This is a genomic window from Actinomadura parmotrematis (genome assembly GCF_019458805.1).
Classification (GTDB): domain Bacteria; phylum Actinomycetota; class Actinomycetes; order Streptosporangiales; family Streptosporangiaceae; genus Spirillospora; species Spirillospora parmotrematis.
This window is the reverse complement of sequence record NZ_JAIBOA010000010.1, coordinates 163851-183603: the sequence shown is the minus strand read 5'-3', so window position 1 is coordinate 183603 and position 19753 is coordinate 163851. Positions and strand designations below refer to the sequence as shown.

Genomic DNA, 19753 nt, shown 5'->3' with positions numbered 1-19753 from the left:
GTGCGGTGATCACCGTCATCGGCCGGGACGCCGCGCCGCTCCCCGACACCGCCCGCGCCCTCCTGGCCACCGCCGTCCTCGTCCTCGCCGACCCCCGCCATCTCGCGGACCTCCCGGCCGCCGCCCGCCCTCTGCACGGCCCGCCCGCCGGGGACCTGCTGGCCGAGATCGGCGCGGCGGCCGAGGACGGCGAGGTCGTCCTCGTCGTCCCCGGCGACCCCGGCCTGTCCGGGACGCTGCGGGCGCTGCGCGCGGCCGGCCACCGGCCCCGCGTGCTGCCCGCCGCGTCCTCGGCCGCCCGTGCCTTCGCCCGCGCCGCGCTGCCCTGGGACGACGCCGTGATCGTCTCGGCGGCCGGGGACGGCGCGCTGCGCCGCGCGGTGAACGCCTGCCGCGCCTTCCCCAAGGTCGCCGTGCTGACCGCGCCCGGCGCCGGTCCCGCCGAGCTGGCCCGCGCCCTGTTCCCGCAGACGCCCCGCGCGTTCGTGGTCTGCGAGGACCTGGACGGCCCCGCCGAGCGGGTCGTGCACGTGCGGCCCGCCGAGGCCACCACGCGCCCCTGGAACGACCCGGAGATCGTCCTCGTCCTGGACCCGCGCCGGGCGCTCGGCGGCCCGTCGTGGCTGGCCGGCGGTCGCCCGGGACCGCCCGGCTGGGCGCTGCCCGACGACGCCTTCGCGCCGCCCGGCCCCGCCCGCGTGCCGCCGCTGCTGCGCGCGTTCGTGCTGGCCCGGCTCGGCCCCCGGATCGGCGACCTGGTCTGGGACGTCGGCGCGGGTCGCGGCGAGATCGCGATCGAGTGCGCCCGGTTCGGCGCGGCCGCCGTCGCCGTGGACCGCGACGCGGCGGCCTGCGCGGCGATCCGCGCGAACGTGCGCGCGCACGAGGTGAAGGTGGCGGTGTCCATGGGCACCGCGCCCGCCGTCCTGGACCACCTGCCCGACCCCGACGCGGTGTTCGCGGGCGCGGGCGGCCCCGGCGTCGTGCGGGCCTGCGCAGCGCGCGCGCTGCGGACCGTCGTGACCGTTGCGGACGACCCCGATCCCGCCGCCGAGGCGCTGCGGGACGAGGGATTCGTCACGTCCGTGCTGGCCGCGGGCGGGGACGCCGCCGGCGGCCCGTTCGTTGTGTGGGGCGAGCGGGACGCTCCCGCGGCGCCGCGACCGGCCGCCGCGCCGTCCCGCCCGATCGAGACCATCGGGCTCGACGGCATCGGCGGGGGAGAGGCGGGATGAGGATCGGCGACCGTGCCCGGACCACGTTGAGATGCGGCGTGTTGGCCTCCACGGAGATCGAAGACGGCCGACACGCCGCATCTCAACGGACGGCGACCGGGTGGTCAGGGCCGGCGGGATCCGTGCGGGGCGGCCTCGTCGTCGGGGTCGGCGCGCGGCGCGCGGCGGGCGCCGCCGAGATCGGCGCGCTGATCGACGCCGTGCTCCGTGCGGCCGCGCTCGCGCCCGCCGCCGTCCGCGCGGTCGCCACCCGCGAGGACCGCCCGGAGATCGCCGCCGCCGCCCGCGCGCGCGGCTGGGACGTCCTCGCCTACCCGGCCGGGACGCTGGCGTCCGTGCCCGTCCCGAACCCCTCGGAGACGGTCCGCGGGCACGCCGGGACGCCGAGCGTCGCCGAGGCCGCCGCGCTGCACGCCGCCGGCGTCCTCGGGGGCGGCGGGGACCTCGTCGTGCCGAAGCGGCCTGGCGGGGGCGTCACCGTCGCCGTCGCGCGGCTGCGCGCGCCCGTGCCACCCTGGTGCCCCCCGCCCCGACGATCAGCCGAGGAGGCCCGGTGACGGTCCGCCGGCCCCATCCCATCGAGGTCAGGTCCTACGAGATCCTGCGCGCCCGGGTGGACCTGGCGCCGATGCCGCCGCTCTGGCGGGCGGTCACCGAACGGATCATCCACGTGAGCGCCGACCTGGAGTACGCCATCGACCTGGTCACCCGCGAGGAGGACCTGGAGACCGCCCTGGCGGCGCTGCGCGCGGGCGCGCCCGTCGTCGCCGACGAGGGCATGGTCGTCGCCGGGATCACCGCCCGGCCGGCGATCTGCCACCTCGGCGACCCGGCCGCCGGGCGGCTCGCGCGGGCCGCCGGCATCAGCCGGGAGGCCGCCGCGATCCGGCTCGCCTACGCCGAGGTCGGGCCGGGCGCCGTCTGGGTCGTCGGATCCGCGCCCGCCGCCCTGCACGAGATCATCGACCGGAAGGTGCGGCCCGCCCTCGTCGTCGGGCTGCCGGTCGGCTTCGTCGGCGCCGCCGCCGCCAAGCGGGCGCTGCGCGACAGCGGCCTGCCGCAGCTGTCCAACGTCTCGGAGAAGGGCGGCTCGGCGGTCGCCGCGGCCGCCGTGAACGCGCTGCTCTACCACGAGGACGGCCCCCGGTGACCCCGCCCGAGCCCCACGGGGCGACCGTCCCCGAACCCGACCTGCGCCACCACGGCGACACCGAGGTCGGCGCCGGCCTCGCCGACTTCGCCGTCAACGTCCGCGCCGGCACCCCGCCGCCCTGGCTCGCCGCGCTGCTCCGCGACGCCGTCGCCGACGTCGCCGCCTACCCCGACCCGGCGGCCGCCCGCCTCGCGGTGGCGCGCCGCCACGGCCGCGCGGACGGCGAGGTGCTGCTGACGGCGGGCGCCGCCGAGGCGTTCGTGCTGCTCGCCCGCGTCCTGGAGCCGCAGCACGCCGTCGTCGTCCACCCGCAGTTCACCGAGCCCGAGGCCGCGCTGCGCGCCGCCGGGCACCGGGTGGAGCGGGTCGTGCTCGGCAAGGACTTCGTCCTCGACCCGGCGGACGTGCCGGACGCCGCCGACCTCGTCATGATCGGCAACCCGACGAACCCGACGTCGGTGCTGCACCCGGCCTCGGCGGTCGCCGCCCTCGCCCGCCCCGGCCGCACCGTCGTGGTCGACGAGGCGTTCATGGACTGCGTGCCCGGCGAGCCCGAGAGCCTCGCCGGGCGGCTGCCCGCCGGCGTCGTGGTGCTGCGCAGCCTCACCAAGACCTGGGGCCTCGCCGGGCTCCGCGCCGGCTACGTCCTCGGCCCCGCCGCGCTGGTCGCCCGGCTCGCCGAGGCGCAGCCGCTCTGGGCGGTGTCCACGCCCGCGCTCGTCGCGATCGAGGCGTGCAGCGCCCCCGCCGCCGTCGCCGAGGCCGACGCCTGGGCCGCCGGGATGGGCGCCGAGCGGGACCGGCTCGCCGCCGAGCTCACCGCCCGCGGCCTGTACGTCGTGCCCGAGGCCCGCGCCTCGTTCCTCTGCCTGCGGGTGCCCGACGCGCTCGGCATCCGCGCCCTGCTCCGCCAGCGCGGCATCGCCGTGCGGCGCGGCGACACCTTCCCCGGCCTCGGCCCCGACTGGCTGCGCGTCGCCGTCCGCGACCGCGCCGCGAACGGCGCGCTGCTCGCCGCCCTCGCCGACCTCGGCATCTGACCCCCGCCCCCCGCCCCCGAAAGGACGACGTGCACACCATCGAGGACACCCTCGCCGCCATCCGGCCCCTGGACGAGGCCGCCATGCGCGACGCCCGCGACCTCCAGGCCCGCCTCACCAAGCCGCCCGGCAGCCTCGGCGTGCTGGAGGAGCTGTCGGTGCGCCTCGCCGGGCTCGCCGGGACGTGCCCGCCGCCGCTGCCCGAGCCCGCCGCCGTCGCGGTCTTCGCCGCCGACCACGGCGTGCACGCGCGGGGCGTCACGCCCTGGCCGCAGGAGGTGACGGCGCAGATGGTCGCCAACTTCCTGGCCGGCGGCGCCGTCGTCAACGCCTTCGCCCGCCAGGTCGGCGCCACCGTCACCGTCGTCGACGTCGGCGTCGCCACCGCCCTGCCCGAGGGCCTCGCCGATGCGCCCGGCCTGCTGGACCGCAAGATCGCCCCCGGCACCGCCGACATGACGGCGGGCCCGGCGATGACGCCCGAGCAGGCCCGCGCCGCCGTCGAGACCGGCATCGCCGTCGCCCGCGACCTGGTGGACGGCGGCGCCCGCGCCCTGCTCACCGGCGACATGGGCATCGCCAACACCACCGCGTCCGCCGCGCTCGTCGCCGCCTTCACCGGCCTGCCGCCCGCCGAGGTCACCGGCCGCGGCACCGGCATCGACGACGCCACCCACGCGCGCAAGATCGGCGTGATCGAGGCGGCGCTCGCCCGGCACGGCCTGACCGGCGGCGCCCCCGAGGGCGCCGACCCGCTCGCCGTGCTCGCCGCCGTCGGCGGCCTGGAGCACGCCGCGCTCGCCGGGTTCGTGCTCGGCGCCGCCGCGCTGCGCGTCCCGGTCGTGCTGGACGGCGTGATCGCCGGATCGGCCGCGCTGGCCGCCGCCGCCCTCGCCCCGGACGCCCTCGGCGCCTGCGTGGCGGGCCACCGTTCGGTCGAACCCGGACATTCCGCTACAGTCGCCCACCTGGGGCTGCGCCCTCTGGTGGACCTGGAACTGCGCCTCGGCGAGGGGACCGGTGCGCTGCTCGCGCTGCCGCTCGTCCAGGGCGCCGTCCGGGTGCTGCACGAGGTCGCCACCTTCGACGCCGCGGGGGTGAGCGATAAACCGTCCCAGGTGTAACGACATGATCACGGTATGAGTCACCGTCGGCTATCGACTGGCCGGGGGGTCTCACCAAGGACTTGTCGAGCCGAGTACCTTTAATCCGCAAAGACGCGGTCCGTCACCGGCGTCCGCGAACGACCCCGAGAGCCCGATCGAGAGAGCGAACCACGTGCCCCCGTACCTCCTTGGCCTGCGACTCGGCGGCCGCCGCGTCCTCGTCGTGGGCGGCGGCCGGGTCGCCCAGCGCCGCGTCCCCGCCCTCCTCGCGGCGGGCGCCCGGGTCGTGCTCGTCTCGCCCGAGGTGACGCCCTCGCTGGAGGACCTCATCGCGGACGGCCGGGTCGAGTGGCACCGCCGCCCCTTCGCGGCGGGCGACTGCGCGGGCGCGTGGCTCGTCCAGGCGGTCACCGACGACGGCAAGGTCAACGCCGCCGTCGTCGCCGAGGCCGAGGAGCTGCACGTCTGGTCGGTGCGCGCCGACGACGCCGACGCCTCGCCCGGCTGGACGCCGGCGAGCGGCCAGGTGGGGGAGACCACCGTCGGCGTCCTCGCCAACGGCGACCCGCGCCGCGCCGCCGGCCTCCGCGACGCCGTCGTGGACGGCCTGCGCGACGGCGCCCTGGAGTCGCGGCACTCGCGCCGCAAGCCGGTCGGCGTCGCGCTCGTCGGCGGCGGCCCCGGCGACCCCGGGCTGATCACCGTGCGCGGCCGCCAGCTCCTCGCCCAGGCCGACGTGGTCGTCGCCGACCGCCTCGCCCCCCGCGAGCTGCTGGACGAGCTGGCCGCCGACGTCGAGGTCATCGACGCCGCCAAGATCCCCTACGGGCGCACGGTCGCCCAGGACCGCATCAACGACCACCTGGTCGAGCACGCCCGGCAGGGCAGGTTCGTCGTGCGGCTGAAGGGCGGCGACCCGTTCGTCTTCGGCCGCGGCGGCGAGGAGGCGCTGCACTGCGCCCGGCATGGGATCCCGGTGACGGTCGTCCCGGGCATCACCAGCGCCGTCGCGGTGCCGGGCGCCGCGGGCGTCCCGGTGACGCACCGCGGCGTCTCCCAGGAGTTCCATGTCGTGTCGGCGCACGTGCCGCCCGGCCACCCCGAGTCGACCGTCGACTGGGCCGCCCTCGCGGCCTCGCAGGGCACCCTGGTGCTGCTGATGTCGGTCGAGCGGATGGCCCTGATCGCCGACGCGCTCGTCGGGCACGGGCGGGCCGCCGGCACCCCCGTGGCCGTGATCCAGAACGGTACGCTGCCCGGCCAGCGCACGCTGACCGCCACGCTCGGCACCGTCGCCGCCGCGATGGCCGAAGCCGGCGTGCGGCCGCCGGCCATCGTGGTCGTCGGCGACGTGGTCGCGGTGGCACGCGAGATCGACACTCTTCGAGCGGACTTGGGACGGGATCCGTGACACCCCCGGCAGAGCAGAGCGCGGTTCACGACGAGGAGACGGGGCAGGACGGCCCCGCCGCCCCCGACGTGCCCGCCGAGGGCGACCGCCGCGTGGCGGGCGCCAAGCACCGCGGCGCGTCCACGCGGCGCTCCCGGCGTGCCAAGGGCAAGGACTCCGGCAAGGGCCCGGCCGAGGGCCCGGCCGAGGCTCCCGACGAGCCCGCGGACGCCCCCGAGGACACCCCTGCGGACGTCGACCCGGAACCCGAGCCCGACGCCGAGCCGGAGCCCGACGCCGAGCCCGAAGCGGAGCCCGCCGCCCCGGTGCGGCGCGGCGAGCTGACGCGCGCCCTCGACCTGCTGCGCGACAGCCTCGACGCCGTCGACCTCGTCCTCGACATCCCCGGCGTCGAGGCGGCCCGCGAGGCCCGCCTCGAACTCCACAACCAGCTCGACGACTACGTGCTGCCCCGCGTCCAGGCCGCCGGCACCCCCCTGCTGGTCGTCCTCGGCGGCTCCACCGGCGCCGGCAAGTCCACCCTGGTCAACACCCTGGTGGGGTCGCGCGTCAGCGCCACCGGCGTGCTCCGCCCGACCACCTCCAGCCCCATCCTGGTCTGCCACCCCGACCACACCGACTGGTTCATGGAGGGCCCGATGCTGCCGGGCATGGGCCGCGTGCGGGGCCCGGCGCCGGACGCCATCGCCGGCGACCAGCTCGTCGTCATCGCCAGCGACACCCTGCCGCCCGGCCTCGCGCTGCTCGACAGCCCCGACTTCGACTCGGTCTTCGAGGACCACTACGAGTTCGCGACCAAGCTGATGGCGGCCGCCGACCTCTGGCTCTGCGTCACCACCGCCGCCCGCTACGCCGACGCGCAGGTCTGGCAGATGCTGGAGAGGGCCCGCGACAACGGCGCCACCATCGGCGTCGTGCTGTCGCGCGTCCCGCAGGGCGCGGGCGCCGAGGTCGTCGAGCACTTCAACGCCATGCTCGGCGAGCACGAGGTCGGCGACACCCGCCGCTTCACCATCCCCGAGACCCGCATCGAGGACAGCCGCCTCCCCGAGGAGAGCATCGAGGACATCCGCGCCTGGCTCCTCGGGGTCGCGGGCGACGTCGAGGACCGCGAGATCGTCGTGGAGGACACCCTCGCGGCGGTGCTGGACAGCTTCCGCACCCGCGTCCCCGAGATCGCCGCGCAGGTGGAGGCGCAGGTGGAGCAGCGCGCCGAGCTCGGCCGCCTGGTCGAGTCGTCCTACGGCACCGCGCTCGCCGAGCTGGACGAGGCGACCCGCAACGGCTCGCTGCTGCGCGGCGAGGTCCTCGCCCGCTGGCAGGACTTCGCCGGCACCGGCGACCTCATGCGCGCCCTGCACGTGCGGCGCAGCCGCTCCCCGTTCGCCCGCAAGTCCAGCCGGCGCCGCACCGCGCCGAGCCGGGTCCGCGCGCTGAAGGCGGCGCTGCGGGCCGGCCTGGAGTCGCTGATCCTGTCGTCGGCCGAGCACGCCGCCGAGCAGGTCCTCGCCTCCTGGCGCGCCCACCCGGTCGGCGACCAGGTGATGGCCAAGGTGCCCGCCGCCGCGCTCGGCACCGCCTCGCCGGAGCTGTCGCGGCGCGTCACCCGCGCCGTCAGCTCCTGGCAGGACCACGTCCAGGAGCTCGTCCGCACCGAGGGCGTCACCAAGCGGTCGGTCGCCAAGCTCGTCTCCTTCGACCCCGAGGCGCTCGCGCTGGTCCTCATGATCGGCCTGCTCGGCTACGGCACCTCGGAGGTGAGCGTGGAGAGCGGCAACAGCGCCGTCCCGCAGCGCCTCCTGCGGGCGCTGTTCGGCGCCGAGTCGCTGCGCGGCATGGGCGCCAAGGCCCGCGCCGACCTGCGCAGCCGCATCGGCATGCTGTTCGACGAGGAGGCCATCCGGTTCGGGCAGGCGCTCGACTCGGCCGGCATCCCCGACGAGACCGTCCCGGTCCGGCTCCGCCAGGCCGCCCACCACCTCGAGGTCGCCCGATGACCACTGCGGCGATGCCCGCCACCCCGGCAGATCCAGGAGCGGCCGAGGCCGCCGACGTCACCGGCCGCCTCGACGCGCTCGACGACATGCTGCGCCTCGGCGGCGGCCGCCTCGACCCGCGGCTGCTGGACGAGGCGGGCGCGCTGCTCGACCGGGCCGGGGAGCGGCTCCGGCTGTCGGGCGAGCACACCGTCGTCACCCTCGCCGGCGGCACCGGCAGCGGCAAGTCCACGCTGTTCAACGCCATCTGCGGGCTGGAGCTGTCGCCGACCGGGCTGCGCCGCCCGATGACCTCCAAGGCGCACGCCTGCGTGTGGGGCCTGGACGGCGCCGGGCCGCTGCTGGACTGGCTCGACGTCGACAAGCGGCACCGCTACGCGCGGGCGAGCGCGCTCGACACGGCCCGCTCCGACACCTCGCTGCAGGGCCTGGTCCTGCTCGACCTGCCCGACCACGACTCGATCCGCGCCGAGCACCGCGCCGAGGCCGACCGCTTCGTCACCATCGCCGACCTGCTCGTCTGGGTCGTCGACCCGCAGAAGTACGCCGACGCCGCGCTGCACCGCGACTACATCGTGCCGTTCGCCCGCTACGCCGGCGTCACCCTCATCGTGCTGAACCAGGTGGACCGGCTCCAGCCCGAGGAGGTCGACGACTGCGTCGCCGACCTGCGCCGCCTCCTCCAGGCCGAGGGCCTCGCCGACCCGCGCATCGTGACGGCGTCGGCGGCGAGCCCGGACGGCGTCCTCGGCTTCCGCGAGGTGCTCGTCGACACCGTCGCCGCGCGCCGCGCCCGCGCCCAGCGCATCACCACCGACCTCGACCGGCTGGCCGAGCGGTTCGCCGGGCAGAGCGGCGCGGACGAGCCGCCCGCCGGGGTGCCCGCGCCCGCCCGCGCCGCCCTCGTCGAGGAGCTGACCGACGCCGCCGGGGCGCCCGCCGTCGCCGAGGCGATGGAGAGCGCCTACGAGCTGCGCGCCGCCGACTTCGTCGGCTGGCCGGTCGCGTCCCTGGCCGACCGGCTGCGCAGCGACCCGCTGCGCCGGATGCGGCTCGGCGAGCTCCGCGAGGAGCTGCGCAACGCCTTCACCGGCCCGGTCGGCGCGCAGCAGGGCGACGTCGACAACGCCCTCGCCGCCGTCGCCGAGACCGTCACCGGCACGCTGCCGCCCCCGTGGGCGCGGGCGGTGCGCGCTGCCGCCCGCCGGCACGCCGGCGAGCTGCCCGAGGACCTCGGCGAGGCGCTGAAGGACGCGCTGCCGACGTTCAACCAGGTGCCGCGCTGGTGGTGGCTGATCAAGACCTGGCAGTACTTCCTCGTCCTCGCCACCGCGCTCTGCGTCCTGTGGATCGGGCTGCTCGTCGCCTACGGGGTGTTCGGCGCCGGCGGCGACGGCGCGAACGGGCTGATCGGCGACGCGGGCCTCATCCCCTACGTCGCGGTCCTCGCCGTGTGCACGCTCGGCATGGGCTACCTGACGAACCTGGCGTGCCGGAACATGGTCGCGCTGCAGTCCGCCAACCACGGCGAGCGGATGGAGCGGCACATGCTCGACAGCATCGAGCGGGTCGCCGAGGCCAAGGTGCTGAAGCCGATCGCCGACGAGCTCGCCGTCTACGCGCAGTTCCGCAAGGACGCCGCCGCGCTGCGCGGCTGAACCCGCCCCTCCCCGCTCTCCCGTCCGGCCCCGCAGGCGTCCGCGCCCGCGGGGCCGCCGGCGTTCCCGCCCCGGTGGGCGCGGGGGCAGCCGGTCCTCACCGCATGGACATGACGAGGATGTTCCCATTTTCGTAAAGGAAGATGTACGCTGAGTAATCATGAGCCGCGTTCGGGAAGTCCCCGGGACGGGGCCGACGGCGCTGCGGAGGGGAGGGGGGCGGTGCGGAACGGGGAGGCGCGAGGCGAGGGTGAGGGCCGGACGGAGAGCCCTGGCCGCGGGCCGTGTCCTCCGCGCGGGGCGGGGCGGCGATCGCGGCCCCCATCCGGGACCGGCCCTCGGTGGCGGGGGCGTCGCGGCAGCGCCGCTGCCGGCCGGCGCCCCCGCGCCGTCGGGGTTGCGGCCGCGTTAGATCCAGGAAACGCCGCGCATGCTGTTCTCCCCCTCCGGTTTCGCGGAGGACCTGCGCAATCGCAGGTCCTGCGGTGAGAGACCACAGTGGCCACCCACGTGTGCGTTATCGAAGGTACCGGTTTCCGAACCGGTCCGCACATGCTGCAACTATCGTGTTACCCACCGTGATATCGAGGGGGCAAGGATGACGGCAGTGCAGTCGTCCGCCGGGGACCGGGGCGGCGAGCTGGCCCGCAGGCCCCCGCGGCAAGGGGTTCGGGGCCGGCCGTCGCTGCTCGGCGGGTACGTGCCCACCGTCGTCGCGGTGCACCTCGCGCTGATCGTCGTGGCGCTGCCGCGGACCGCGCCGCACCTCGATGATCTACTGACTTTTGGTGCGCTCCTGGCGTGTGGCGCGGTCTGCATCGAAGCGTCCCGGCGGCTCGGCATGCCGGCCGGCGTCGCCCGCGACCTGCTGTCGGCCTGGTGGGTGCCGGTCGCGCTGCTGCTGCCGCCGCTCTACGCGCTGCTCATCCCGATCCCGCTGCAGGTGCTGCTCCAGTTCCGGGTGCGCCGGACGCTGCTGTACCGGCGGGTCCTGGTGACGGCCGCGCTCGGCCTGTCGGGCGCCGCCGCGTCGGTGGTGTTCCACTCGGTGGTGCCCGAGTCGCGGGCCGGCGCCCCCGGCTGGGTCGTCGAGGGCTGGCCCGGCATCCCCCTCGCGGTGGCCTGCGCGGCGCTGTTCGCGGTGCTGAACACCCTGATCGTGGCGGTCGCCGCGCACGCCGCCGGCCCCGAGGCCACCTGGCGCGACGTGCTGTGGAACCGCGAGAGCCTCACCCTGGACGTCGTCGAGCTCTGCGTCGGCGTCCTCGTCACCGTCACCTCCGCCCTCGCCCTCGGGATGCTCGCGCTCGCGCTGCCCCCGGTCGTGCTGCTCCAGCGCAGCCTCATGCACCAGCAGCTCCAGGCCGCGGCCCGCACCGACGCCAAGACGGGCCTGCTCAACGCGGCGGCCTGGCAGCGCGAGGCCGACACCGAGCTGTCGCGCGCGCAGCGCACCCACGACCCGCTCGCCCTGCTGCTCATCGACATCGACCACTTCAAGCGGGTCAACGACACCTACGGCCACCTCGTCGGCGACCAGGTCCTCGTCGGCGTCGCGAGCACCCTGCTCGGCCAGCTCCGCGACTACGACATGGTCGGCCGCTTCGGCGGCGAGGAGTTCGTCGTGCTGCTGCCCGGCGCCGACACCGTCGAGGCGTGCCGGGTCGCCGAGCGGCTGCGCGGCCGGGTCCGCCGCCTCGCGGTGCCCGCCGAGGACGGCACCGTCGGGGTGACGATCTCGGTCGGCGTCGCGCTGTTCCGGATGCACGGCGGCGACCTCATCGAGCTGCTCGCCGCCGCCGACCTCGCCCTCTACCGGGCCAAGCAGTCCGGCCGCGACCGCGTCTGCCTGCCCGCCCTCGACGACTCGCGCGCCCCGCGCGGCGAGGGCGCCCCGGACGCCTGACCGGGCGCCCGGCCGCCCCGTCCGGCCGCCCTGTCAGGCCGTGCCGAACGGCGCCGGGAAGGCTCTAGTCTTGACGCCATGGCCGAGTACATCTACACGATGCAGCGTGTGCGCAAGGCACATGGCGACAAGGTCGTCCTCGACGACGTCACCCTGCACTTCCTGCCCGGCGCCAAGATCGGTGTCCTGGGACCGAACGGGACCGGCAAGTCCACGCTGCTGCGGATGATGGCCGGTCTGGAGCAGCCGTCCAACGGCGAGGCCCGGCTGATGCCCGGCTTCACCGTCGGCATCCTGCAGCAGGAGCCGCCGCTGAACGAGGACAAGACCGTCCTCGGGAACGTGGAGGAGGGCGTCGCCGAGACCAAGGCGATGCTCGACCGGTTCAACGAGATCGCCGAGAAGATGGCGACGGACTACTCCGACGCGCTGATGGAGGAGATGGGCAAGCTGCAGGAGCAGCTCGACCATCGCAACGCCTGGGACCTCGACAGCCAGCTCGAGCAGGCCATGGACGCGCTGCGCTGCCCGCCGCCCGACGCCGACGTCACCACGCTGTCCGGCGGCGAGCGCCGCCGCGTCGCGCTCTGCAAGCTGCTGCTGGAGGCGCCCGACCTGCTGCTGCTGGACGAGCCCACCAACCACCTGGACGCCGAGTCGGTGAACTGGCTGGAGCAGTTCCTCGCCAAGTACGAGGGCACCGTGCTCGCCGTCACCCACGACCGGTACTTCCTGGACAACGTGGCGACCTGGATCCTGGAGCTCGACCGCGGCCGCTGCCACCCCTACGAGGGCAACTACTCCACCTACCTGGAGAAGAAGGCCGAGCGGCTGAAGGTCGAGGGCAACAAGGACGCCAAGCGCAAGAAGCGCCTCCAGGACGAGCTGGAGTGGGTGCGGTCCAACCCCAAGGCCCGCCAGACCAAGAGCAAGGCCCGCCTCCAGCGGTACGAGGAGATGGCGTCCGAGGCCGCCAAGACCCGCAAGCTGGACTTCGAGGAGATCCAGATCCCGCCGGGCCCGCGCCTCGGCAACACCGTCATCGTCGCCGAGGACCTCACCAAGGGCTTCGGCGACCGGGTCCTGATGGACCACCTGTCGTTCAACCTGCCGCCGAACGGCATCGTCGGCGTCATCGGCCCGAACGGCGTCGGCAAGACCACCCTGTTCCGCATGATCGTCGGGGAGGAGCAGCCGGACTCCGGCGCGCTCCGCCTCGGCGAGACCGTGCAGCTGTCCTACGTCGACCAGGGCCGCGGCAACCTGGACCCGAAGAAGAACGTCTGGGAGGTCGTCTCCGACGGGCTCGACCACATCAAGGTCGGCCAGGTCGAGATGCCGTCCCGCGCCTACATCGCGGCGTTCGGGTTCAAGGGCCCCGACCAGCAGAAGCCCTCGGGCGTCCTGTCGGGCGGCGAGCGCAACCGCCTCAACCTGGCGCTCACCCTCAAGCAGGGCGGCAACGTGCTGCTGCTGGACGAGCCGACCAACGACCTGGACACCGAGACGCTGTCCAGCCTGGAGAACGCCCTGCTGGAGTTCCCCGGCTGCGCCGTGATCACCTCCCACGACCGGTGGTTCCTGGACCGGATCGCCACCCACATCCTGGCGTGGGAGGAGGGCTCGAACTGGTTCTGGTTCGAGGGCAACTTCGCCGACTACGAGAAGAACAAGATCGAGCGGCTCGGCGCGGAGGCGGCCCGCCCGCACCGCGTCACCCACCGCAAGCTCACCCGCGACTGACCCGCGGGACGTCCGGCCGTACCAGGGACGCCGTGCCCCGTCAGGGGGCGGCGTCCCTCGGCCTGTCCGCTGCGCGGTGATCCGTCCGGGTAGCATCGAGCCGACCCCCGCGCCCCCGACCCTTGGTGAGGACATGCCGCGCACCGACCCGCCGCCCGCCGACTTCCGGCACGTCTACGAGTTCAAGCTCCGGTTCGGCGACATCGACTCCCAGGGGCACGTCAACAACGTCAAGTTCCTCGGCTACCTGGAGGACGCGCGCCTGGAGATGTTCCACGGCGACCCGGTCCGCAAGGGCGAGGAGCCGGTCCGCGGCCTGGTGATCTCCCGGCACGAGATCGACTACAAGGTGCCGCTCGGGCCGACGGTGTACCCGGTCCGGGTGGAGACCTGGGTGACCGAGGCGCGCGCCGCGTCCTGCCGCCTCGCCTACGAGGTCCGCGACGACGAGACCGTCTACGCGACCGCGACGTCCACCCTCGTCGCCTTCGACGTCACGGCCGGCCGGCTGCGCCGCTTCGACCCCCACGAGCGCGAGCTCCTGCGGCGCTTCCTCGTCCCCCAGAACGTCTGACCCCCCGGTCACCCCGCGTTGAGATGCGGCGTGTTGCGCACTTTCGATCGTCGAAGTGCGCAACACGCCGCATCTCGACTTTCGGTGACCGGGGGGTCGGGGGGTCAGTCCGCCAGGAGCCAGGCGGCCGCGTTGCCGGGGAGCAGGTCGCCGTACAGGGGGCCGCTGGCGAGGAGCACGCGGCCCTCGGGCAGGCGTACGGGGTGGTCGCCGAAGTTGAGCGCGCAGGTGAGCGGGCCGCGCCGGAACACCAGCAGCTCGTCGCCGGTCTCCTCCCAGGACAGCGGCGCCGGCAGGTCGGGGACGAGGGCGCGGCGCTGCTTCAGCGCCTCCTTGTAGAACGCCAGCGTGGACGCCGGGTCGCCCTCCTGCGCCTCGGCCGTCAGCGTCCGCCACGCCTCGGGCATCGGCAGCCACGGGCGGCTGCCCTCCGGCCCGAACCCGTAGGGCTCCTTCTGGCCCGACCAGGGCAGCGGCACCCGGCAGCCGTCGCGGCCGGCCTCCTTGCCGCCGGTGCGCTTCCAGATGGGGTCCTGGCGGGCGTCCGCCGGGATGTCGGTCACCTCGGGCAGCCCGAGCTCCTCGCCCTGGTACAGGTACGCCGACCCCGGCAGCGCCAGCACGAACAGCAGCGCCGCGCGGGCGCGCGCGAGGCCGACGCCGGGCGGGCCGGCCGGCTGCTCGTAGCGGGTGACGTGCCGGACCGCGTCGTGGCTCGACAGCACCCACGTGGGGGCGGCGCCGGTCGCGTCCACGGCGGCGATCGCGTCGGTGACGACGCGCCTGAAGTCGGGCGCCGACCAGGGCGCGAGCTGCAGGTCGAACTGGAACACCTGGTGCAGCTCGTCGGGCCGCAGGTAGCGGGCGAGGTCCTCGGGGCCGTCGGTCCACACCTCGCCGATCGCCATCCGGTCGTCGTAGGAGTCCAGGATGCGCCGCCAGTCCCGGTACACCTCGTGCACCTCGGGGCGGCTGTAGATGGGGCCGTTCACGACGTGCCGGCTGCGGTCGCCGAGGTCGGGGAACGACAGGTCCTTGAACAGTCCGGCGGCGACGTCGATGCGGAACCCGTCGACGCCGCGGTCCAGCCAGAACCGCAGGATGCTCTCGAACTCGCGCCGCACCTCGGGGTTGCGCCAGTTGAGGTCGGGCTGCTCGGCGGCGTACAGGTGCAGGTACCACTGCCCGTCGGGCAGCCGCGTCCAGGCGGGGCCGCCGAACGCCGACGGCCAGTCGTTCGGCGGGTCGTCGGAGCCGGGGACGCCGTCGTGGAAGATGTAGCGCTCGCGCGCGGGGGAGCCGGGCGGGGAGGCGAGGGCCTCCCGGAACCAGGCGTGCTGGTCGGAGGTGTGGTTCGGGACGATGTCGACGATCACCTTCAGGCCGTGCTCGTGCGCCCCGGCGACCAGCGCGTCGAGGTCGGCGAGCGTTCCGAAGCGCGGGTCGACGTCGCGGTAGTCGGCGACGTCGTAGCCGCCGTCGGCGAGCGGGGAGCGGTAGAACGGGGTGAGCCAGAGGGCGTCGACCCCGAGGTCGCACAGGTGGGGGAGGCGGCCGGTGATGCCGCGCAGGTCGCCGTCGCCGTCCCCGTCGGCGTCGGCGAAACTACGGACGTACACCTCGTACACGACGGCATTGCGCCACCAGGGGGTTCGCGTCATACCAGGCGCTCTACCCTATTCGGACGGGGCGTTCACCATGCTGCGGGCGGCCATCGTGAAGTAGTCCCACAGCATGCCGCTGAGCTGGTCGGGAAGGCCGAGCTCGTCGACGGCGTCGCGCATGTGCCGCAGCCACGCGTCGCGCTCGGCCTCCCCGATCACGAACGGGACGTGCCGCATCCGCAGGCGCGGGTGGCCCCGCTCCCGGCTGTAGGTGTTCGGGCCGCCCCAGTACTGGATCAGGAACAGCCGGAGGCGGTCCTCGGCGGGGCCGAGGTCCTCCTCGGGGTAGAGGGGACGGAGGAGGGGGTCGTCCGCGACGCCCTGGTAGAAGCGGCGCACCAGGCGGCGGAAGGTCTCCTCGCCGCCGACCGCTTCGTAGAAGGTCACCTGTTCAGCTTCAGCCATAGCGCTCCCACCCTATGTGAGGACGGCCCGGACGGGCGGGCCGATCGGCCCCGGAGATCGCGGCCTCCGGCCGGCGTCAGCCCGCCGCCGGGGTCACGACCGCGATGCCCGCGCCGTCGAAGGCCAGCTTGACCCGCTCGCGCAGCTCGCGCGCGACCTCGCCCTGCTTGCCCGCCGCCGTCTTGATCACCACGCGGATGATCAGCGCGTCGGCGGCCAGCGCCTGCACGCCCCACACCGACGGCTCCTCCAGGATGAGGTGCGCCCAGGTCTCGGACTCGGCCATCTTGTCGGCGGTGGCCTGCAGGGTCTCCTTGACCTTCTCGACGTCCTCGCCGACGCCCACCGGGATGTCGAGGACGGCGCGGCCCCAGTTCTGCGACTCGTTGCCGAGCATCTTGATCTCGCCGTTCGGCACGTACCAGACGACGCCGTTGACGTCGCGCATCCGGGTGACCCGCAGGGTGACCGCCTCGACGGTGCCCTTGGCGCCGCCGACGTTGATCACGTCGCCGACGCCGTACTGGTCCTCCAGCAGCATGAACAGGCCGGCGAGGAAGTCCTTGACGATGCTCTGCGCGCCGAAGCCGACCGCGACGCCGACGACGCTCGCGCTCGCCAGGATCGGCGCCAGGTTCAGCCCGAGCGAGCCGAGGATGCTGAACGCGGCGGTGCCCATGATGATGATGGAGGCGATGCTGTTCAGGACCGAGCCGAGCGTCTTGGCGCGCAGCGCCCGCCGCTGGTTCAGCAGCGCCGGGCTGCCGTCGAAGTGGGTGCGGGTCTTCTCCCGCGTCTTCTCCGACATGGTGCCCTCGGCCATCCGCACCGTCACCCTGGTGATCATGCGGTGCGCGAGGCGGCGCAGCACGAGCGCCACCACGAACGTGACGACGATCCAGAAGACGGTGTAGAGGGGCTGGTCGAGCCAGGTCCGGTAGAAGCGCGTCGCCCCGGAGTTGTTCGACACGTTCCAGACGAGCCGGCAGGCCACGCTCGGATCGTGCGGGGCGCACGCCTGCTCGGGCGTGCTCGGGCTCGGCGAGGGCGTCGGCGCGGGCGCGGCGGCGGCCGACGCGGCGAGCGAGTACACGTACGAGGAGACGTACGAGAGGACCATGCGGGCAGAGCCTCCCCGGCCGGTTGTGGGTGTCGCGTCACATCGCCGTGGGTCTGCGGCGGTACGGACCGATCGTAGGGGACGGTGACGAAAGGTTCATACATCGCCGGGCGGCGTGGCACGACCCGACCGGGGAGGGGCCGGGATGCGGCGGGTCGCCGGTCACCGGCCCGGGCACGCGCGCCGTCCTGCGCGGACGGCGCGCGCACCGGGCCCGTGCACGCAGCGGACGAACGAACGTGTCCCGCGGGATCCGCGGCTGCCGCGCCGTTCCAGGCCACGGCCCGCGGGACACGTCCGGCTCAGGGACGGCGCGACGGCCGTTCCAGCTCCAGATCCGGGCTCCGGCGCGGCGGGCCCTGCACCCGCCGCGCGCACGCCTCACGCGGCTGCCGCTCCAGCGGCTGCAGCACGTGCGCCAGTTTGACGGCGGCGCCGCCGGGATCGTCCACCCGGTGCATGCGCTCCCCCCAGGACCACCAGTAGTAGTGATCGTGCGACTCGGGAGCGGGCGCGCACGTCACGTCCTCGGCGAGGCTCGCCGCCTCCGGGTTCACCACCCGCAGGAAGGCCGGGCCCGTGCGGGTCCGGACGACGCGGGCGACCAGCCCGCGCGTGTCGAGCGCCTGCTCCAGCTCCTCCAGGTAGCAGACGCGTCGGTCGCTGACCACCTGCGCACCCCCTCCGTATGCCGGCGGCGTCACCGCCGCCGCGAGGACCTTTCCGGACGTTCCCGTGTGATCCACTCTCTGATGCCGCGCTGTTACACGGGGCGAGAATCGCAAGTTCCACACTGGGGGGTCAAGGCGCTCCCGGGCGGCGGAAGAGGGGATTCCCCCACCGCGGGATGAGGCCCGTTTTACCGCGGTGGAAAATCCTCTACCTGTGGATGGGGTGCTCCTTCCGGTCCGCCCGGCTTTCCCGGGAATCGCTTGGCCTGCCCCGGGGCGGGAGTTACGCTCTGTCAGCGAGAAGTCATCTGTCGTGGCCGTCTATCAGAGCCGGCCGCCGTGGCGGGTCGACGGCCCTCTTCCCCGAGGCCGTCCGGCCGGGCCGGCGGCGAGGAGGCCGGAAGCGCATGTCGGATCCCCCCCGTAAAGAGACGGACATCGCCCGCCGCATACGCGCGCACGGCCTGGCGCGGGGGCGCGGTCCCGCCGAGATCGCCCAGGAGATCCACGATCAGTGCGGGCCGCTGTTCGGCACCAGCGCGGTCAAGGCGCACCGCCTGTCCCACGGCGTCGCGCTCTCCGACATCGTCGCCCAGGTCCAGGCCCTGTTCGAGGTCGACGGCAAGCCCCGGCCCAAGATCGGGGAGACGCTGCTGTCGGCGTACGAGAGCGGCTACAAGCGGCCGGGGCCGGAGTACCTGCACTACCTCTGCGTCGTCTACCGGGTGGAGCCCGACAGGCTCGGGTACCAGAACCCCTGCATCTGCGGACGCGCGCACGCGTCCCCGCCCGGTGCGGCCCCCGCCGAGGTCCCGGGCCGCGCGCCCGACCGGGTCGCGCCGGCGAACGAGGCCCCCCTGGTGGGGTCGGTCCTGCTGCCGCGCCCGGACGAGGCGGCCTGGGCCGCCATCACCGAGAAACGGGGGTTCGACCGCGCCCCGGACCCCGTGACGATCGACGTAGGAGAGGAGGACATCGTGCTTCGTAGAACCCTTCTGCAGTTGCTGGCGGGGGCGGGCGTGACGCTCGACGGCCAGTTCCTGGGTGCCGTGGACAACCTGCGGCGCAAGATGGACGACACGCTGGTCAACGCGACCGTGTCGCCCACCATGCTCGACCAGTGGGAGGAGACCACGCTCGGTTACGGCCAGCTGTACCAGGCCACCCCGTCGCTGCGCATGCTGTGCGACGTGCTGCTGGACTTCAGCGAGGTCCGCCGGATGATGGACAAGCGCCAGCCGGTCGACCTCCAGGAGCGGCTCTGCCGCATCGCCGCCCAGCTGTCCGGGCTGTCCGGCCTCATCATGATCAACCTGGGCGACCACCGGCTGGCCCGCTCGTTCTTCCGCACCGCGCGGTCGGCCGCCGACGAGACCGGCGACCGCAAGCTGCGCGCCTGGGTGACCGTCCGCGAGGCGCTCGTCCCCATGTACTACGGCGACCCCCGCGAGGCGCTGCACCTGGCCCGCAAGGCGCAGGACCTCGCCGGCCGCGACCCGAGCGTGGCCGCCGCGATGGCGCCCGCCGTCGAGGCGCGCGCCCTCGGCATGCTCGCCCTGCGCGGCCGCGGCGACGCCGCCCCCGGCGCCCGCCGCGCCCTCGTGCGCGGGCGCTCGGTGTTCGACCAGCTGTCCCGCGACGAGACCGGCGACCTGGTCTTCGGCTTCACCGACCGGCAGATGACCTTCTACGAGGGCGACACCTTCACCAACCTGGGCGACCACCGCGCGGGCGACGAGACCCTCAGCCGGGCGCTCACCCTCTACGACCCGACCGACCGCGTCGACCTCACCCTGGTCAAGCTCGACCGGGCGTCCTGCCGGTTGCACGGGGGCGAACCGGACGCCGCGCTCGCCGGGGCGAAGGAGGCGATCCTCGACCTGCCGTCCGAGCACCGCTCCGACATCCTGGTGCACCGCGCCCTGCAGATCGGCGCGGCGGTGCGCGCCAAGCACGGCGACAGCCCGGCGCTCCGCACCTTTTACGAGGCGATGGCGGGGCCCTGGGTGAAGAGCCCGACGGCGCCCGCGCCGCCGCGCCAGGTCGGCCGGAGCGACGAGGTCTGACCCG

Annotated in this window: 16 protein-coding genes; 12 read left to right on the top strand and 4 right to left on the bottom strand. The window is 74.9% G+C overall.

The annotated features are described in order from the left end of the window. Positions 1–5: 5 nt before the first annotated feature. The 11 genes from cbiE (at position 6) to K1Y72_RS17580 (ending at position 13823) form a co-directional block, all read left to right on the top strand. Positions 6–1235 (top strand): precorrin-6y C5,15-methyltransferase (decarboxylating) subunit CbiE, encoded by a 1230-nt coding sequence (cbiE, locus tag K1Y72_RS37195; RefSeq protein ID WP_220167436.1) that lies wholly within the window; start codon positions 6–8, stop codon positions 1233–1235. Between the two features lie 122 nt (positions 1236–1357). Then, positions 1358–1792 carry a cobalamin biosynthesis protein gene (locus K1Y72_RS17625; protein ID WP_308287120.1) on the top strand — a complete coding sequence of 145 codons (435 nt, stop codon included), beginning with the start codon at positions 1358–1360 and terminating at the stop codon, positions 1790–1792. Continuing rightward, entirely contained in the window at positions 1789–2385 is a 597-nt protein-coding gene (locus tag K1Y72_RS17620; protein ID WP_220167434.1) for a precorrin-8X methylmutase, read from the top strand. Before K1Y72_RS17625 ends, K1Y72_RS17620 begins: the two co-directional genes overlap by 4 nt. Continuing rightward, on the top strand, positions 2382–3428 hold the full coding sequence (cobC, locus tag K1Y72_RS17615; RefSeq protein ID WP_220167433.1) for an Rv2231c family histidinol phosphate aminotransferase CobC: 1047 nt from the start codon (positions 2382–2384) through the stop codon (positions 3426–3428). Before K1Y72_RS17620 ends, cobC begins: the two co-directional genes overlap by 4 nt. Positions 3429–3457: 29 nt before the next feature. Further along, positions 3458–4552 (top strand): nicotinate-nucleotide--dimethylbenzimidazole phosphoribosyltransferase, encoded by a 1095-nt coding sequence (gene cobT, locus K1Y72_RS17610; protein ID WP_220167432.1) that lies wholly within the window; start codon positions 3458–3460, stop codon positions 4550–4552. Between the two features lie 154 nt (positions 4553–4706). Then, positions 4707–5945 (top strand): uroporphyrinogen-III C-methyltransferase, encoded by a 1239-nt coding sequence (gene cobA, locus K1Y72_RS17605; RefSeq protein ID WP_220167431.1) that lies wholly within the window; start codon positions 4707–4709, stop codon positions 5943–5945. Next, positions 5942–7942 (top strand): GTPase family protein, encoded by a 2001-nt coding sequence (locus tag K1Y72_RS17600; protein WP_308287119.1) that lies wholly within the window; start codon positions 5942–5944, stop codon positions 7940–7942. The genes cobA and K1Y72_RS17600 overlap by 4 nt, the downstream gene beginning before the upstream one ends. After that, a complete protein-coding gene (locus K1Y72_RS17595) occupies positions 7939–9600 on the top strand; it encodes an ABC transporter (RefSeq protein WP_220167430.1) in 1662 nt (553 codons plus the stop codon). The genes K1Y72_RS17600 and K1Y72_RS17595 overlap by 4 nt, the downstream gene beginning before the upstream one ends. Before the next feature lie 598 nt (positions 9601–10198). After that, complete coding sequence (locus K1Y72_RS17590) at positions 10199–11506, top strand: sensor domain-containing diguanylate cyclase (protein ID WP_220167429.1); 1308 nt, start codon at positions 10199–10201, stop codon at positions 11504–11506. Positions 11507–11584: 78 nt separating this feature from the next. Then, positions 11585–13249, top strand: a complete 1665-nt coding sequence (gene ettA / locus K1Y72_RS17585) for an energy-dependent translational throttle protein EttA (RefSeq protein ID WP_220167428.1) — start codon at positions 11585–11587, stop codon at positions 13247–13249. Between the two features lie 133 nt (positions 13250–13382). Beyond that, positions 13383–13823: an acyl-CoA thioesterase gene (locus K1Y72_RS17580; RefSeq protein ID WP_220167427.1), complete on the top strand. Its 441-nt coding sequence runs from the start codon at positions 13383–13385 to the stop codon at positions 13821–13823. Between the two features lie 104 nt (positions 13824–13927). On the opposite strand, the gene K1Y72_RS17575 is transcribed toward K1Y72_RS17580, so the two are convergent. From K1Y72_RS17575 to K1Y72_RS17560, 4 genes are all read right to left on the bottom strand, one after another. Beyond that, positions 13928–15484: a glycoside hydrolase family 13 protein gene (locus K1Y72_RS17575; RefSeq protein ID WP_220167426.1), complete on the bottom strand. Its 1557-nt coding sequence runs from the start codon at positions 15482–15484 to the stop codon at positions 13928–13930. A 15-nt stretch (positions 15485–15499) separates the two neighbouring features. Then, entirely contained in the window at positions 15500–15892 is a 393-nt protein-coding gene (locus K1Y72_RS17570; RefSeq protein WP_220167425.1) for a globin, read from the bottom strand. Between the two features lie 76 nt (positions 15893–15968). Next, positions 15969–17012 carry a mechanosensitive ion channel family protein gene (locus K1Y72_RS17565; RefSeq protein WP_220167424.1) on the bottom strand — a complete coding sequence of 348 codons (1044 nt, stop codon included), beginning with the start codon at positions 17010–17012 and terminating at the stop codon, positions 15969–15971. Between the two features lie 302 nt (positions 17013–17314). Next, positions 17315–17683: a hypothetical protein gene (locus K1Y72_RS17560; RefSeq protein WP_308287118.1), complete on the bottom strand. Its 369-nt coding sequence runs from the start codon at positions 17681–17683 to the stop codon at positions 17315–17317. A gap of 407 nt (positions 17684–18090) precedes the next feature. Here K1Y72_RS17560 and K1Y72_RS17555 point away from each other — a divergent pair, with 407 nt between their 5' ends. Continuing rightward, positions 18091–19749: an NsdA family TPR-like regulatory protein gene (locus K1Y72_RS17555; RefSeq protein ID WP_258572605.1), complete on the top strand. Its 1659-nt coding sequence runs from the start codon at positions 18091–18093 to the stop codon at positions 19747–19749. The last annotated feature ends 4 nt before the right edge of the window (positions 19750–19753 follow it).

Bases quoted from the DNA above. Each gene is read 5' to 3' on its own strand.
- K1Y72_RS17575 (WP_220167426.1), bottom strand. From the start codon at position 15,484: ATGACGCGAACCCCCTGGTGGCGCAATGCCGTCGTGTACGAGGTGTAC.
- K1Y72_RS17565 (WP_220167424.1), bottom strand. From the start codon at position 17,012: ATGGTCCTCTCGTACGTCTCCTCGTACGTGTACTCGCTCGCCGCGTCG.
- K1Y72_RS17590 (WP_220167429.1), top strand. From the start codon at position 10,199: ATGACGGCAGTGCAGTCGTCCGCCGGGGACCGGGGCGGCGAGCTGGCC.
- K1Y72_RS17595 (WP_220167430.1), top strand. From the start codon at position 7,939: ATGACCACTGCGGCGATGCCCGCCACCCCGGCAGATCCAGGAGCGGCC.
- K1Y72_RS17570 (WP_220167425.1), bottom strand. From the start codon at position 15,892: ATGGCTGAAGCTGAACAGGTGACCTTCTACGAAGCGGTCGGCGGCGAG.
- ettA (WP_220167428.1), top strand. From the start codon at position 11,585: ATGGCCGAGTACATCTACACGATGCAGCGTGTGCGCAAGGCACATGGC.
- K1Y72_RS17555 (WP_258572605.1), top strand. From the start codon at position 18,091: ATGTCGGATCCCCCCCGTAAAGAGACGGACATCGCCCGCCGCATACGC.
- K1Y72_RS17580 (WP_220167427.1), top strand. From the start codon at position 13,383: ATGCCGCGCACCGACCCGCCGCCCGCCGACTTCCGGCACGTCTACGAG.